Origin of the sequence: Streptomyces hoynatensis (assembly GCF_003626535.1) — a bacterium.
In the GTDB taxonomy this organism is placed as follows: Bacteria; Actinomycetota; Actinomycetes; order Streptomycetales; family Streptomycetaceae; genus Streptomyces; species Streptomyces hoynatensis.
In genome coordinates this window covers 1-15072 of the sequence record NZ_RBAL01000029.1, presented here as the reverse complement: position 1 = coordinate 15072, position 15072 = coordinate 1, and the positions used below count along the sequence as shown (strand labels likewise).

12 protein-coding genes and 1 riboswitch are annotated in these 15072 nt (G+C 76.0%); of the genes, 7 read left to right on the top strand and 5 right to left on the bottom strand.

Features of this window, described 5'->3' with window-relative positions; genetic code table 11:
* Nucleotides 1-92: 92 nt before the first annotated feature.
* Nucleotides 93-1883 (bottom strand): thiamine pyrophosphate-requiring protein, encoded by a 1791-nt coding sequence (locus D7294_RS29150; protein WP_120684809.1) that lies wholly within the window; start codon nucleotides 1881-1883, stop codon nucleotides 93-95.
* 283 nt (nucleotides 1884-2166) lie between these two features.
* Nucleotides 2167-2308: riboswitch (cobalamin riboswitch) on the top strand.
* Nucleotides 2309-2503: 195 nt separating this feature from the next.
* On the opposite strand from D7294_RS29150, the gene metE reads away from it, so the two are divergent.
* Nucleotides 2504-4867: a 5-methyltetrahydropteroyltriglutamate--homocysteine S-methyltransferase gene (metE, locus tag D7294_RS29145; protein ID WP_120684808.1), complete on the top strand. Its 2364-nt coding sequence runs from the start codon at nucleotides 2504-2506 to the stop codon at nucleotides 4865-4867.
* Nucleotides 4868-4990: 123 nt separating this feature from the next.
* On the opposite strand, the gene D7294_RS29140 is transcribed toward metE, so the two are convergent.
* Complete coding sequence (locus D7294_RS29140) at nucleotides 4991-5911, bottom strand: S1 family peptidase (RefSeq protein WP_120684807.1); 921 nt, start codon at nucleotides 5909-5911, stop codon at nucleotides 4991-4993.
* A 412-nt stretch (nucleotides 5912-6323) separates the two neighbouring features.
* On the opposite strand from D7294_RS29140, the gene D7294_RS29135 reads away from it, so the two are divergent.
* Nucleotides 6324-7394 carry a lactonase family protein gene (locus D7294_RS29135; protein ID WP_206619584.1) on the top strand — a complete coding sequence of 357 codons (1071 nt, stop codon included), beginning with the start codon at nucleotides 6324-6326 and terminating at the stop codon, nucleotides 7392-7394.
* A gap of 122 nt (nucleotides 7395-7516) precedes the next feature.
* On the opposite strand, the gene D7294_RS29130 is transcribed toward D7294_RS29135, so the two are convergent.
* The 3 genes from D7294_RS29130 to D7294_RS29120 form a co-directional block, all read right to left on the bottom strand.
* Nucleotides 7517-8089, bottom strand: a complete 573-nt coding sequence (locus D7294_RS29130) for a GNAT family N-acetyltransferase (protein ID WP_120684805.1) — start codon at nucleotides 8087-8089, stop codon at nucleotides 7517-7519.
* A 205-nt stretch (nucleotides 8090-8294) separates the two neighbouring features.
* Nucleotides 8295-9026, bottom strand: a complete 732-nt coding sequence (locus D7294_RS29125) for a class I SAM-dependent methyltransferase (RefSeq protein ID WP_120684804.1) — start codon at nucleotides 9024-9026, stop codon at nucleotides 8295-8297.
* A gap of 139 nt (nucleotides 9027-9165) precedes the next feature.
* Entirely contained in the window at nucleotides 9166-10101 is a 936-nt protein-coding gene (locus tag D7294_RS29120; RefSeq protein WP_120684803.1) for a helix-turn-helix domain-containing protein, read from the bottom strand.
* A gap of 102 nt (nucleotides 10102-10203) precedes the next feature.
* On the opposite strand from D7294_RS29120, the gene D7294_RS29115 reads away from it, so the two are divergent.
* From D7294_RS29115 to D7294_RS29090, 5 genes are all read left to right on the top strand, one after another.
* Nucleotides 10204-10764 (top strand): flavin reductase family protein, encoded by a 561-nt coding sequence (locus D7294_RS29115; protein ID WP_120684802.1) that lies wholly within the window; start codon nucleotides 10204-10206, stop codon nucleotides 10762-10764.
* Nucleotides 10761-11666 (top strand): MBL fold metallo-hydrolase, encoded by a 906-nt coding sequence (locus D7294_RS29110; RefSeq protein WP_158674712.1) that lies wholly within the window; start codon nucleotides 10761-10763, stop codon nucleotides 11664-11666. The genes D7294_RS29115 and D7294_RS29110 overlap by 4 nt, the downstream gene beginning before the upstream one ends.
* Nucleotides 11663-12859, top strand: coding sequence for an amidohydrolase family protein (locus tag D7294_RS29105; RefSeq protein ID WP_206619583.1), 1197 nt, complete (start codon nucleotides 11663-11665; stop codon nucleotides 12857-12859). The genes D7294_RS29110 and D7294_RS29105 overlap by 4 nt, the downstream gene beginning before the upstream one ends.
* 332 nt (nucleotides 12860-13191) lie before the next feature.
* Nucleotides 13192-13947 carry an ABC transporter ATP-binding protein gene (locus D7294_RS29100; RefSeq protein ID WP_120684800.1) on the top strand — a complete coding sequence of 252 codons (756 nt, stop codon included), beginning with the start codon at nucleotides 13192-13194 and terminating at the stop codon, nucleotides 13945-13947.
* Complete coding sequence (locus D7294_RS29090) at nucleotides 13944-14960, top strand: ABC transporter permease (protein ID WP_241562703.1); 1017 nt, start codon at nucleotides 13944-13946, stop codon at nucleotides 14958-14960. Before D7294_RS29100 ends, D7294_RS29090 begins: the two co-directional genes overlap by 4 nt.
* Nucleotides 14961-15072: the final 112 nt, after the last annotated feature.

Below are 15072 nucleotides of genomic sequence, written 5' to 3'. Positions count from 1 at the left end.
CCCTGCCGCCCGCCCGCCACGGACCCTGCCGTGGGCCCCGCGCCGCGCCCGCGCCTCGAACGCGGCGGCGCGGTCCGGCCGGGCCCCGCGCCTCAGCCGCGGCCGATGTGGGCCATCCCGGCCAGCTTCTGCCGGACGCCGCGGTGGACGATGCCGGCGCGGTCGGGGTCCCGCACGGTGGCCTTGGCCGCCTTCTTGCCCTGTTCGAGCATGATGTGCGGCGGGATGGGGGCGATGTCGGGGTCGGTCCTGAACTCCAGGACCACGGGCCGGTCGCTGCGCAGCGCCTCGTCCCAGGCCTCGCCCACCGCGGACTGGGTCTCGCAGACGATGCCCTTCAGGCCGAGGAGTTCGGCGTACTCGGCGTAGGGCAGGTCCGGAATCTCCTGGGAGCCGGGGAACTTGGGGTCGCCGCCCATCGCCCGCTGCTCCCAGGTGACCTGGTTGAGATCCTGGTTGTTGAAGACGCAGAAGACGAACGGCGGCCCGCCCGCGAGGCGGTCCCAGTACCGCTTGATGGTGATCATCTCGTTCATGCCGTTCATCTGGAAGGCGCCGTCCCCGGTGAAGGCGATGACGGGCCGGTCGGGGTGGGCGAAGCGCGCGGCGATGGCGTAGGGCACGGCCGGGCCCATGGTGGCCAGGGTGCCGGAGAGGGTGGCGTGCATGCCCTCGCGCAGCTTGAGGTGGCGCGCCCACCAGTTGGTGGCCGAGCCGGAGTCCGCGGTCAGCAGGCAGCCGTCGGGGAGCCTCGGGGTGAGTTCCTGGGCGACCGCCTGCGGGTTGACCAGGCCGTTGAAGTGCTGGTCGGCGCGGCGGGCGAGCAGGTCGTTCCACTCGGTGACGTCCTTCTCGATCTTCTTGCGCCAGCCGCCGTCCTTCTTGGGCTTCAGCAGCGGGTTGAGGGCCCTGAGGGTCTCCTTGGCGTCGGCGACCAGGTGGGCGTCCATCGGGTAGCGGATGCCGATCATGCTGCCGTCGATGTCGATCTCGACGCCGCGGGCCTGGCCCTCCTCGGGCAGCCACTCGGCGTAGGGGAAGCTGGTGCCGACCATCAGCAGGGTGTCGCAGCGGCGGATCATGTTGTCGCTGGCCTTGGTGCCGAGCAGGCCGATCGGCCCGGTGACGAACGGCAGGTCGTCGGGCAGGACCTCCCGGCCGAGCAGCGCCTTGGCGACGCCGGCGCCGAGCAGCTCGGCGGTCCGGAGGATCTCCTCCTCGGCCCCGGCCGCGCCCTGGCCGACGATCATGGCGACCTTCTTGCCCTCGTTGAGGATGCCGGCCGCCTTGTGCAGCTCCTCCTCGTCGGGCAGGACCCGCGGCCTGCTCCAGCCGACGCTGGAGTAGACGGCGCCGTGGGTCTTGGGCGGGGAGGGCTGGGCGGTGGCCTCCTGGACGTCCTCGGGAATGATGATCGTGGCCACCGAGCGGGTGCTGAGGGCGGTCTTGAAGGCGCGGTCGATGACGTGGCGCGTCTGCGCGGGCTCGACGATCATCTGGCAGTAGGCCGAGACGTCCGCGAACAGCTGGTCGAGGGCGATCTCCTGCTGGTAGTGCGAGCCCAGGCACAGCCGCTTCTGCTGGCCGATGACGGCGACGACGGGCTGGTGGTCCAGCTTCGCGTCGTACAGGCCGTTGAGGAGGTGGATCGCGCCCGGTCCCGAGGTGGCCACGCAGCAGCCGGGGTGGCCGGTGAACTTGGCGTGGCCGCAGGCCATGAAGGCCGCCATCTCCTCGTGCCGGGTCTGGATGAACTCCGGCTCGCCCTTGGCGCGGTCGAACGCCCCCAGCAGGCCGTTGATCCCGTCGCCCGGGTATCCGAAGACGCGCTGCATGCCCCATTCACGCAACCGTTCCACCACGAAGTCTGCTACGAGAGCCATCGCCACTCCTCACATCGGCTCGCATCGGCCTCATTCGGCATGGACAGCGCATCCCAAGTCACCGGAAGTGAGGGAGGGCAAACCTCCTGCCCGCCAGTGCGGTCTTCTTTTCAGCCCATCGGAGTATCCGATCGTGCGGGCGCCGGCCCCGCGCCTCCCGCGGGCCCGGGCGCGGCGCGGACCTCCGCGGCCGGAAGCCACCCCGGGGGCGGGCCCCGGAGGCGCCCGCATAGGCTGGGGCCGCAGTCGGTTCGCCCTGCCCGCCAGGCAGGCGCGTCGCAAGAGGGAACCCGGTGGGAATCCGGGACTGCCCCGCAGCGGTGAGTGGGAACGACCGCCGTCACACGCACTGGGCCCCGACGGGCCAGGGAAGCGACGGCCAGTAGGTGTCTGCCAGGCAGGCGCGCCCGCAAGTCCGAAGACCTGCCACTGCCCGCGCGCGAGGCGCGCGCGGAGACGCCGTGATGCCGAGAAGGCAGGACCGCGCGGGCGGGCCGGCGTGACCGGAAGGACAGCGGTGCGCGGATGCGCGGGCGCCGCCGCCCGCCGGTCGTGCCCACCTTCGCGCCCCGCGGGACGCCGCGCTCGGCCTCGCAGACACGCTCGCGAAGGAGAGTGCGTTGACCACACCGCAGACGAGGACCACGGCCGGGGCCGCGGGAGCGGAGCGGGCCGCGGCGCGGTCCACCGTGTACGGCTACCCCAGGCAGGGCCACGACCGTGAGCTGAAGCGCGCCGTCGAGGGCTACTGGCGCGGCCGCGTCACCGCAGGCGAACTGGAGGCGACCGCCGCCCGGCTGCGCGCGGCCCGGCTGCGCGAACTCGCCGAGGCCGGGATCGACGAGGTCCCCACCGGCGACTTCTCCCTCTACGACCACGTCCTGGACACCGCCGTCATGGTGGGCGCCGTCCCCGAGCGCCACCGCGCGGCCCTGGCCGCCTCCCCGCTGGACGGCTACTTCGCCATGGCGCGCGGCAGCCGGCAGGCGCCGCCCCTGGAGATGACGAAGTGGTTCGACACCAACTACCACTACCTCGTCCCCGAGGTGGGGCCGGAAACCCGCTTCGCCGCCGACTCGCGCACGCAGGTCGCCGAACTGCGCGAGGCCCTGGACGCCGGGGTGGCGGCGCGCCCGGTGCTGCTCGGCCCGGTCACCTTCCTGCTGCTGGCCAAGCCCGCACCCGGCGCCCCGGCGGACTTCGCGCCGCTCGGCCTGCTCGACCGGCTGCTGCCGGTCTACGCCCGCCTGCTGGCCGACCTGCGGGCCGCGGGCGCCGAGTGGGTGCAGCTGGACGAGCCCGCCCTGGTCCAGGACCGCACCCCGGCCGAGCTGGCCGCGGCCGGCCACGCCTACGCCGAGCTCGGCCGCCCGGGCAACCGGCCCAGGCTCCTGGTCGCCACCTACTTCGACCGGCTCGGCCCGGCGCTGCCGCTGCTGGCGCGGTCCCCCGTCGAGGGCCTCGCCCTCGACTTCACCGGTCGCGCCGCCGCCAACCTCGGCGACCTGGCCGCCGTCGGCGGGCTGCCCGGCAAGCGGCTCGTCGCCGGCATCGTGGACGGCCGCAACGTCTGGATCAACGACCTGGCCGCCTCGCTGAGCACCCTGGGCACCCTCCTCGGCCTGGCCGAACGGGTGGACGTCGCCGCCTCCTGCTCCCTGCTGCACGTGCCCCTGGACGTCAGGGCCGAGCGCGACATCGACCGGCAGCTCGTGCGCTGGCTCGCGTTCGCCCGCCAGAAGGCCGGCGAACTCGCCCTCCTGGCCCGCGGCCTGAGCGCGGGCACCGGGGCCATCGCGGCCGCGCTCGCCGCCAACCGCGCCGACCTGGCCTCCCGCGCCGCCTCCCCGCTCACCCGCGACCCGGCCGTGCGCGCCCGGGCCGCCGCCGTCACCCCCGCCGCCGGCGACCGGGAGGCGCCCTACGCGGAGCGCGCCGCCGCGCAGGGCGCCGCGCTCGGGCTGCCCCCGCTGCCCACGACCACCGTGGGCTCCTTCCCGCAGACCGGCCGGCTGCGGGCCGCCCGCGCGGCGCTGCGGGCCGGCACCCTGGACCACGCCGCCTACGAGGCGGTCATCGAGGAGGAGATCCGCGAGGTCATCGCCTTCCAGGAGCGGGCCGGGCTCGACGTCCTGGTGCACGGGGAGCCGGAACGCGACGACATGGTGCGGTACTTCGCCGAGCGGCTGACCGGCTTCCTCACCACCACGCACGGCTGGGTGCAGTCCTACGGCACCCGCTGCGTCCGCCCGCCGATCCTCCTCGGGGACGTCTCGCGCCCCGCGCCGATGACCGTGCGGTGGACCTCCTTCGCCCAGTCCCTCACGGCCCGGCCGGTCAAGGGGGTGCTCACCGGCCCGGTGACCATGCTGGCCTGGTCCTTCGTCCGCGACGACCAGCCGCGGGGCGACACGGCGCGGCAGGTGGCCCTCGCCCTGCGGGACGAGGTCGCCGACCTCCAGGCGGCCGGCACGGCCGTGATCCAGGTGGACGAGCCCGCGCTGCGCGAACTGCTGCCGCTGCGCGCCGCCGACCGCGCCGGGTACCTGTCCTGGGCCACCGCCGCCTTCCGGCTGACCACGGGGGCCGCCCGCGCCGCCACCCAGGTCCACACGCACATGTGCTACGCGGAGTTCGGGGACGTGCTGGAGGCCATCGACGAACTCGGCGCCGACGTCATCAGCCTGGAGGCGGCCCGCTCCGGCATGCGGGTGGCGGGCGAACTCGCCGCCGCGGGCTACCCGCGGCAGGCCGGGCCCGGCGTGTGGGACATCCACTCCCCGCGGGTGCCGGGCCGCGAGGAGCTGGCGGCCCTGCTGCGGCTGGCGCTTGCGGACCTGCCCGCCGCCCGGCTGTGGGTCAACCCCGACTGCGGCCTGAAGACCCGCGGCTGGGAGGAGACCCGCGCGGCGCTGGAGAACCTGGTCGCCGCGGCCCGCGAGGTCCGCGCGGAACTGGCGGGCGCCGGGGCCGAACGGCCGTAGCCCGCCGCGCGGCCGGCCCGCGGCCCCGCCCGCCGAGCGCGGGCGGGGCCGCGGGGGACCCCGCCCCGCCGCCGGCGGGTGCCGCGGGCGGCGGGGCGGGGCGCTCGCCGGGGCGGCGTCCCGCTAGGGGAGCGTCACCCCGTAGTAGTTCGCGGCCTCCACGACCGGCTGGAAGAAGGTCGTGCCGCCGGAGCTGCAGTCGCCGCTGCCGCCCGAGGTCAGGCCGAGGCCGGTGCTGCCGGAGAACAGCGGGCCGCCGCTGTCGCCCGGCTCGGCACAGATGTTGGTCATGATCAGGCCGTAGACGACCTCGCCGTTGCCGTAGTCGACCGTGTAGTTCAGGCCCGTGATCGTGCCGCAGTGCACGCCCGTGGTGCTGCCGCTGCGGCAGGCGGACTGGCCGACCGAGGGGTTGGCGAAGGAGGTGATCGCCTGCGAGCCGCTGTAGAGGTTCACCGAGCTCGGGACGCCGGACGGCTGCGGGTCGTAGGCGACGATGCCGAAGTCGTTCGACGGGAAGGACGAGCCCGCGGTGTAGCCGATCTGGCTCGCCCCGTCGCTCCACAGCGGGTAGGGCGGGGTCGGGCCGTAGGGGTCGTCCGTGCAGTGGCCCGCCGTCAGGAAGTAGTAGCTGCTGCCGCTGCGGACGTTGAAGCCGAGCGAACAGCGCCAGCCGATGTCCGCGTAGATCGCGTCGCCGCCCTGGAGGTACTTCCGGAAGGTGCCCTCGGTGCGCTGCACGTCGAGGGCCCCGGCGAGGTCGCCGGCGCTCTCGCGGATCTCGGCGATCTCGGCCCGCGAGACGGTCTCGTCGGCGAGCACGGTCACGGTGTGCGAGTCCGGGTCGACCGCCCAGGCCGTGCCCGCGACGTCGGCCTCCTGGACGGCCGTGCTCGCCGCGCGCAACTCGGCGGCGCTGTAGGTGCCCGAGTCGGCCTGGGCCGCCGCGGGCATCAGGAAGGCCGCGATGGCGGACAGGCCCGCGGCCGCGGCGAGCAGCCGCAGTGGCCGGACGGCCCGGGTTTCGGTGCGCTTCGTTCTCACTGACTTCCTCCTGGGAAGGATGTGTGGGTCCAACGGACGAGTGGAGAGCGAGGCGTGGTCAGCGGACACCGAAATTGCATGTCCCTGACAATCGCTTCACGGATCCTCCCACTCCCGCCCCCGCCGGTGCCAAGACCGCCCTTTCGGCCAGCCCCTTCGCGCGCCCCCGGCGCGGATCGCGCCTCCCAGCCGTCACGCGCGGCGACCCGCGGACCGGCAGGCGCGCCCCGTACGCCGCTCGCGCCGGGCGCGGGGGCGGGCGCGCCCGGCGATCTTGGCCGGTAAGGGGCGGCCAGGGCCGGTGGGGGCGCGCGCGGCGCCAGGGGACGCGCCGGTGCGCTCCCGGCCGCCCCTTCGCGGGCGGGGCTTGAGATCATGCGCCTGAGCAAGCGCTTGCGAAGGGTGGAGGGACATGTCCGGCCGAGTGATCTGCGTGGGTTCCTATACGCCCGAGGCCGGGGGGACCGGCCCCGGGCTGACCGTCTTCCGGGAGGACCCCGGGGCCGAAGGCGGCCTCGCCCTGGTCGCCGAACTCCCGCTGCCCGCCGCCTCGTTCCTGGCCTGGCACCCCTGGCTGCCGGTCGTGTACGCGGTGAACGAGCTGGCCGAGGGCGGGCTCACGGCCGTCACCCTGGAACGCCCGGCGGAGCCGCGGGCGCTCGGCTCGCTGGCGACCGGCGGGGCCGAGCCCTGCCACGTCGCGGTGACCGCCGACGGGCGGTTCGCCCTCGCCGCCAACTACGGCAGCGGCAGCGTCGCGGTCTTCTCGCTGGCCGCGGACGGACGGCTCGCCGCGCGGACCGACCTGGTGGCGCACCAGGGCGGCGGGCCGGTGGCGGAGCGGCAGGAGGGCCCCCACGCGCACATGGTCACCCTGGACGCCGCCGGCGGCCTCGCCACCGTGACCGACCTGGGCAGCGACACCCTCTGGTCCTACCGGCTCGGCCCGGACGGCAGGCTGACGCGGGTCGCGGCCAGCCGCCTGCCCGCCGGCTGCGGGCCGCGGCAGCTGGTGCGCGGCCCCGCCCCGCGCGCCTACGCGCTGGCCGAGCTCGGCGGCGAACTGCTCGTCCTGTCCGAGGAGGTGCCGGGCGACTTCTCCGTCCTGGCCGCCCGCCCGGCCTCCGGCCGCGCGGGGGAGGAGGGGGGAGCGGGCGCCAGGCCCAACCTGGCGGCCCACCTGGAGCTGCTGGAGGAGGGCGCCTACGCCCTGGTCTCCAACCGGGGCCCGGACAGCCTCTCGCTGTTCTCCCTCGGCGAGGCGCCCCCGGTCCTCCTCGCCGAGCACCTCCTCGACGCCGCCTGGCCGCGCCACTTCGCCCTCGCGGGCGACCTCCTCCTCGTGGCCGCCCAGCACTCCGACACGGTGATCACCCTGCGGTTCGACCCCGCCGCCCCCGCCTTCACCGAGCTGGCCAGGCACCCGGTCGGCAGCCCCACCTGCGTGGCCCCGCGTCCGGCAGGCGCCGCCGCGGAGCGGTAGGCGCCCCCGACGGGGGCGGGCGGGGCGCGGGGAGGTGCGGGCCGGGCGGCGGGGCGCCCCGGGGCCGGGCGGGCGCGGCCCGCGCGCCGGGGCGCGGAAGGCGGGCGGGTGCCCGGCCGGGGTTACGCGGCGGGGTCTCGGGCCGGGGGTGGGGCGGCGACGACGTGGTAGGTCCGGCCGCCGAGGCCGAACCGGCCGATCGGGCTCATGCCGAAGCGTTCCACGTGCACTCGCCACGAGCTCTCGTTGCCCGACTCGATGAAGGCGACCACGAGTTCGGCGTCCGGTGCCGCGGCCCGCATGGCCGTGGTGAACAGCCCGCGGGCGACCCCCCTGCGGCGGTGGGCGGCGCCGACCACCACGGGTCCGTAGAGCACCCAGCGCAGGCGGCTCAGCGGACGCCCGTGCCACCGCAGGGAGTCCTGCCTGCGCAGCAACTCGGCAACGGGCGGGGGCGGTTCCGGCAGGGCGTGCGGAGGCATGAGGCCGACGAGCCCCGCGATGCCGCCCGCCTCGTCCTCGGCGACCAGGATCTGCCGTCGCTCCGCAAGGGCACGCAGGGTGCCGAGGCGGAAATCGCCCTGCACGAAGCCGTGCGCACGCCGCTCCTCCTCGCTGAGGTTGTCGCGGTGCTGGGCGGCGTAGAGGGCGGCCAGGGCCGGGGCGTCGGCCGGGGTGGCGTGGCGGTGGTGCATGGTCGGCTGCTCGTGGCTTTCGCGAGGTCGGCGCGCCGGCCGAGCGCCGGCGCGGGGGTGGAGGGAGGCGGGGCCGCGGTGGTGCGGGGCCCGCGGTTTGGGGCCCTGCCGTCGGCGCCGGGCCCTGCCGGTCAGCGTATCCGGCCCGGACGCCAGGCCCGGCGCGGTGGTGCGGGGCTCGCGGCCGGCCGGGCGGGGGTCCGGATCAGCGCTCCGGCCGCCGGGCCAGGAAGACGAGTTCCCTGCCGGGGCGGTCGGGCGCGTCCCGGACCTCGTCGAGGGCGAGCCCGTGCGCCGCCAGGTCCGCCGCCACCTCCTCGCGATCCCGGAACCTGAGCGTGGAGTCGGAGGTCAGGGTGCTGCCGTCGGCGGCGAAGGCGTAGGTCCAGCGGATGGTCACCAGCGGCAGCGCCATCTCGGTCACCTCCACCCGGCTCTCCACGGCGCCGATTCCCGCGATCCGGGTGACCGTGCGGGAGGCCGCCGGGGTCCACTCCTCCCAGGCCCGCCGCCGTGGGTCACGCGTCTCGAACACCAGGTGCCCGCCGGGCCGCAGCGCGGCGCGGGCCCCGGCGAGGGTCGCCGACCAGGCGCCGGGCGCGGCGATGGACTGGGCGACGTTGGCCGTCATGGTGACCAGGTCGGCGCCCAGCGGGGGCACGGCGGTGGCGTCCCCGCAGATCCAGCGCACCCGCTCGGCGCCCGGCTTGCCGCGGGCGACGTCCAGGGAGGCGCGGGCCGGGTCGGCGGCGACCACCTGGTGGCCGCGCGCCGCCAGGAGCAGCGCGAAGACCCCCGTGCCGCAGCCGAGGTCGAGCACGCGCCGCGCGCCGAGCCCGGCCGCGAGCGCGAGATAGGGCTCCAGGTCGGAGCGGTCGGGGTCGAGGGCGTCGTAGATCGCGGCGAGCCGCGGATGCCCGAAGATCTCGTCAGCCACGCGGGCGAAGGTACCGAACGCCGCGGCCCGCGGCCCCGGGTTTTCCGTGGAGGCCCGCGCCCCGGAACGCCCGCCCCCCGCGCCCGGGCCGTTGCGCCGCCGCCACGTCCCGGCAGCGCGCCGGATGCCGGGGACGGCCTCAGGCGTGGCCGGTGCGGTGGGCCTCTTCCGCGGGGGAGGGGGCGGCGGGGTCCGCGGGGGCGGTGGCGTTCTGGACGGCAAGCAGGCGCACGGACTCGCCCTCCGCCACCGCCCGCCAGCGGTGCGGGGTGCCGCCGAGGTAGCTGATGCTGTCGCCCGGGCCGAGGCGGTGCAGCACCGGGCCCTGCGCCGTGTGCAGGTCCACCTCCACCTCGCCCGCGATGACGTAGAGGAACTCGTCGCCCGGGTGGTCGTAGTAGCCGCCGAAGACCGTCTGCGCGCCCCGGTACTCCACCGGGTGGACGCCGTGCCGCGGGGTGCCCAGCATGCGCGCCACCCCCCCGAGGTTGGTCACCGGCAGCCCCTCGCCGCTGCGCACCACCCGGATCTCCGCCGGGGAGACGTCCGCGCTGCCCCGCACCGCGTTCGCGAGGAGCGCCTGCTGGGTGGTGCCGAGCGCCCGGGCGATCCGGTGCAGCGAGGGCATGCTCGGGTGGGTGAGGCCGCGCTCCAGCTGGCTCAGGAACGGGTGGGACAGCTCGGCGCGTTGGGCCAGCTGCACCAGGGTCAGCCCGCGCTCCTTGCGCAACCGGCGGATGCTCGCGCCCAGTTCGGCCCGCTGGTCGGCGTCCGTCCCGGCCCGGTCCCCGCCGCCGGCGGGCGTCGTGTCCTGCGCGGCCCGCTTCGCGCCGGTCCTCGCGGGGCGCTTCCCGGCGCCCTTGCCTGCGTTCTTGTCGGCGTTCTTGCCTGCGTTCTTGTCGGCGTTTTTGCCGGCGTTCTCCCCGGCGCTCGTCCTGGGGGCGCGCGGGGGCTCGTGCGCGTTGTGCCGCGCGCCCTCGGCGGCCTGGCGCGGGGCCCTGGCCGCGGAACGGGGCGGCCGGGCGCGGCCCTTCGCGCCGTTCTCGCTGCTGGTTTCGGTGCCTTCGACCGGCATGGCGGAATCCTCGGGGCGGGCGCCGGGAGGATTTACCCCGGTGAAACACCCGGTCCCTATGCTCGATGTTGATGGGATGAACATTCTAGCCCAGGGGGCCCCATGCCGCCGACCGCCACCCACCGCACCGGAAACCCGGCCGCCGCCCCGCCGGGCGCCGCCTCCGGGACCGCCCACGACCGCGCCTTCCTCGACGCCATGTCCGCGCTCGCCTCCGGGGTCTGCGTCGTGACGACCCTGGCGCCCGACGGCACGCCCGCCGGCTTCACCAGCACCGCCGTGATGAGCCTGAGCCGCACCCCGCGGCTGCTCGCCATCGCCGTCGACCGCGGCAGCCGCACGCTGCGCGCCCTCCTCGCCGGGCGGAAGTTCGCCCTCAACGTCCTGCACGCCACGGGCGAGGAGATCTCCCGGCGTTTCGCCGACCCGGCCGCGGACCGCTTCGCCGGGCTCGCGTGGACGCCGGACGAGGAAGGGCTGCCGCTGCTGACCGCCCACAGCACCCACATCCTGGCCTGCGACCTCGCCGAGGAACTCCCGGCCGGTGACCACCTGTTGCTGATCGGCGCCGTGCGCCGCGCCCTGCCCTGCGCCCGGGACGGCGGCGCCCTGGTGCACCTGGGCCGCCACTACCACCCCCTCGGCGCCGGGGCCGCCGCGTGACGGGGCGGGGCTGGTTCTCCGTGCGCGAGGCGGGCCCAGGCGTCCACCTCATCGCCGAGCCCGGGCACGTCAACAGCTATCTCGTGCACGGCGAGGAGTTCGCCCTGCTCTACGACAGCGGCATGGGCATCGGCGACATCGGCCGCGAGGTCCGCGCCCTCACCGGCCTCCCGCTGCTCGTGGTCAACTCCCACCACCACTACGACCATCGCGGCGGCAACGCCTCCCTGCGGGGAGTCGCCGCGGAGTTCGCGGTCCACGCCGCGGGCGCAGAGCTGCACCTGGCGCCCGCGCCGGGCGAGTGGCTCGCCGCCTACGCCCACCTGGCGCAGGGCCTGCGGGAGCGCTACGAGGCGCTGCGCGCGATCGACGCCCAGGGCTTCTTCCTCACCGACAGCCGCGTCGAGGTGCGGCCGGTTCCCGAGCTCGCCCACTGGCGCATCGAGGCGGTGCGCCCCACCCGGCTGCTGCGGGAGGGCGACGTCCTCGACCTCGGCGGCCGGCGCCTGACGGTGCTGCACACGCCGGGGCACTCGCCCGACGGCCTGTGCCTGTGGGAGCCCGCCACCGGGCTGCTGCTCGCCGGGGACACCCTGATCAGCGGCTCGTTCTTCGCGCACGTGCCCGGGGCGGACGTCGCCGCCTTCGCCCGCTCCACGGCGCGGCTGGCCGAACTCCCCCTCGGCACCGCGCTGCTCGGCCACAACCTGCGCCACCGGGAGTCCCGGGGCTTCGTCGCCGACGTCGCCGAGGCGTTCGCCGCGGTCCGCGACGGCAGGACCCGGCCGGTGCGGTCCGTGGACATGTTCGGCGTCCCGGTCCTGCGCCACGACTTCGACGGATTCGCCGTGCTGACCGCCGCGCCGGCCGCCGCGCGGGAGGCGGGCGGTGAGGGACCGTGAGCGCCCTGCTGCTGCGTGCCGCCCGGCTGCCCGAGGGCGGGGAACGCGACCTGCTGATCGAGGGCGGGCTGGTGCGCCGGGTCGCGCCGCCCTGGCGGCTCCCGCCGGGGCCGCCGGAACTCGACCTCACCGGACACCTGCTGCTGCCGGCGCCCGCCGAGCCGCACGCCCACCTCGACAAGGCCATGACCTTCGACGCGGCCGGGGCGCCCGGCGGCGGCCTGCCCGCCGCCGTCGGCGCCTGGCGGGTCCACGCGGCCCGCATCACCGAGGCCGACGTCGAGGCGCGCGCCCGCCGCGCCGTGGACGAGCTGCTGCTCAACGGCGTCACCGCGGTGCGCACCCACGCCGACCTGCTGCCGGGCGCGGACCCGCTGCGCGGCATCCGGGCGCTGCTCCGGGTGCGGGAGGCCGTGCGCGGCCGGATGGATCTCCAACTGGCCGTGCTGCACCCGGAGGCGCCGGAGAGCGTGCTGCGCGGGGCGTTCGAGCTGGGCGCCGACCTGCTCGGCGGCTGCCCGCACCTGGCGCCCGACCCGGCCGCCGCCGTCGCGCGGGGGCTGCGGCTCGCGGAAGAGTTCGGCGTGGGGCTCGACCTGCACGCGGACGAGAACCTCGACCCCGCCTCGGCGGACCTCAGGCTGCTGGCCGCCGCCCTCGGGCGGCGCCCGTTCCCCGGCCGGGTGACCGCGAGCCACTGCGTCAGCCTGGGGGCCCTGCCCGCGGAGGAGGCGGCGCGGCTGGCGAAGGAGGTGGCCGGGGCCGGCATCGGCGTGGTGACCCTGCCGCAGACCAACCTCTACCTCCAGGGCAGGGCGCATCCCGGGCCGGTCCCGCGCGGGCTGCCCGCGCTGGGGGCGCTGCTGGACGCGGGGGTGACCCTGGCGGCCGGCGGGGACAACGTGCGCGACCCGTTCAACGCGGTGGGCGGCTTCGACCCGCTGGAAACCGCCTCCCTGCTGGTGTCCGCCGGCCACCTCTCGCCGCGTGAGGCCCTGCGCGCGGTGACCGACGCGGCCCGCGAGGTGCTCGGCCTGCCGCCCGCGGGGCCGTTTCCCGGGGCGGTGGCCGACCTGCTGGCGGTGCGCGCGGGCTCGCTCGTGGAGGCCCTCGGCGCGGCCTGCGCCGAACGCCTCGTGCTGCGGGCCGGCCGGCCGGTCGCCCGCACCACCGTCCGCCGTGAGCTGCTGTAGGGACCGCGCCCTGCCCCGAAGTCCCCGGCCCCGCCGCGTCAACCGGCGAAAAGGCGCGTGAAGTTCGCGAAAGCCGCGAACGGACACCGGAGCGAAACTGGCGGGAAACAATCGATGTTCATCCTATCAACATTCCGCGCCGCGCCCCGCCGGCCGGGGCGGGGACCGCCCCTCGGGCCGGTCCGGCCGGCGGCGCCGCGGGCCCGGGCGGCACCGGAGGCGCACCCGGGAACAGGCCCCGCGCACCGGCCCGAGACGAGAACACCCGAGACGAGAACGCCCCAGACGAGAACCACCCGAGACGAGAGCACCAGAGAAGGAGAGGTGGCGAGATGTCCGTGGCCACCGAGGCGGCGCTGCACTTCGAAGGCGTCGGCAAGCGGTTCCCCAACGGCACGTCGGCCCTCGAGGGAGTGCACCTGTCCGTCGCGGCGGGCGAGTTCGTCTCCGTCGTCGGCCCCTCGGGCTGCGGCAAGTCCACCCTGCTGCGCCTGGCCGCCGGGCTGGACGCCCCCACCGGCGGGCGGGTCACCGGGCTGGCGGCGAGCGGCGAGTCCGTCGGCTTCGTCTTCCAGGACCCGACCCTGCTGCCCTGGCGCAGCGTTCAGGCCAACGTGGAACTGCCCGCGGAACTCGCCGGGGTGGGCCGGGCCGAGCGCCGCGAGCGGGCCCGCGAGGTCCTGGCCCTCGTCGGCCTCGACGGCTTCGCGAAGCAGCTGCCCGGGCAGCTCTCCGGCGGCATGCGGATGCGGGTCTCCCTCGCCAGGGCCCTGATGGGCAGGCCCTCGCTCTTCCTCTTCGACGAGCCCTTCGGGGCGCTCGACGAGATCACCAGGCTGCGGATGCAGGAGGAACTGCAACGGGTCCTGGCGGAACGGGGGTTCACCGCCCTGTTCATCACCCACTCCGTCACCGAGGCGGTGTTCCTCTCCCACCGGGTCGTGGTGATGTCCGCCCGGCCCGGCCGGGTCACCGCCGCCTTCGACGTGCCCTTCGACCATCCCCGTCCGGCAGAGCTGCGGTACGAACCGGCCTTCGCGAGGATCGCCGGCGAGGTGTCCGCCGCGCTGCGAGGAGGTGCCAAGTGACCGTGCCCACCGCGGGCCCCGCCGATGCCGGGCCCGCCGCCTCGCCCCCCGCCACCGCCGCCACCCCCGCGGCCGAACCCGCCCCGGCCGAACCGGCCACCGCCCAGACCGTCCCCGCCGAACCCGCCCCGGCCGAACCGGCCACCGCCCAGACCGTCCCCGCCGAACCCGCCCCTGCCGAGACCGCCCCCGGCGCGGCCGGGGTCCCGGGGGAGCCGGGCGCCTGGGCCCGCCGCCTGCGCGGGCTGCTGCCGCCGCTCGGCTCCCTGGCCGCGGCGCTCGCCGTGTGGTACGCCGTCAGCTACCTGATGCTCTCGCCCGAGCGCCGCTTCCTGGTGCCCCCGCCGCACCGGGTGCTGAGCGTGGCGTTCCTCGACTGGTCGCACCTGCATCCCATGCTGGAGGCCCTTGCCCTCACCGCCAGGGTCGCCCTGGTCGGCCTGGTGCTCGCCGCCGCGCTCGGCATCACCGTCGCCGTGCTGATGAGCCGGGCCCGCTGGCTGGAACGCTCGCTGTACCCGTACGCCGTCATCCTGCAGACCGTGCCGATCCTGGCGCTGGTGCCGCTCATCGGCCTGTGGTTCGGCTTCGGCTACAGCAGCCGCACCGTCGTCTGCGTGATCATCGCCCTCTTCCCGATGATCGCCAACACCCTCTTCGGGCTGCAGTCCGTCGACCGCGCCCACCACGACCTGTTCACCCTCCAGAAGGCCGGCCGCCTCGCCCGGCTGCGCAAGCTGGAGCTGCCCGCCGCGCTCCCGGCCGTCTTCACCGGGCTGCGCACCTCCGCCGGCCTCTCCGTGATCGGCGCCATCGTCGGCGACATGTTCTTCAAGCAGGGCAGCCCCGGCATCGGCACCCTCCTGGACGTCTACCGGGCCAGGCTCCAGTCCGAGGACCTGTTCGCCGCGATCATCCTCGCCTCCCTCTTCGGCGTCGCCGTCTTCGCGCTCTTCACCCTCCTCAACCGGCTCGCGGTCGGCTCCTGGCACGGCTCCTCAGGCCGCCGCTGACCCCGCCCCCCCCTCACCCTCCCGCCCACTAAGTCCCTTCTCCCGCTAACTGCTCCTGACCGCCCACGTCTCACACCCACTCCCCGCCACACAGCCCTTATACCTTCTCCCC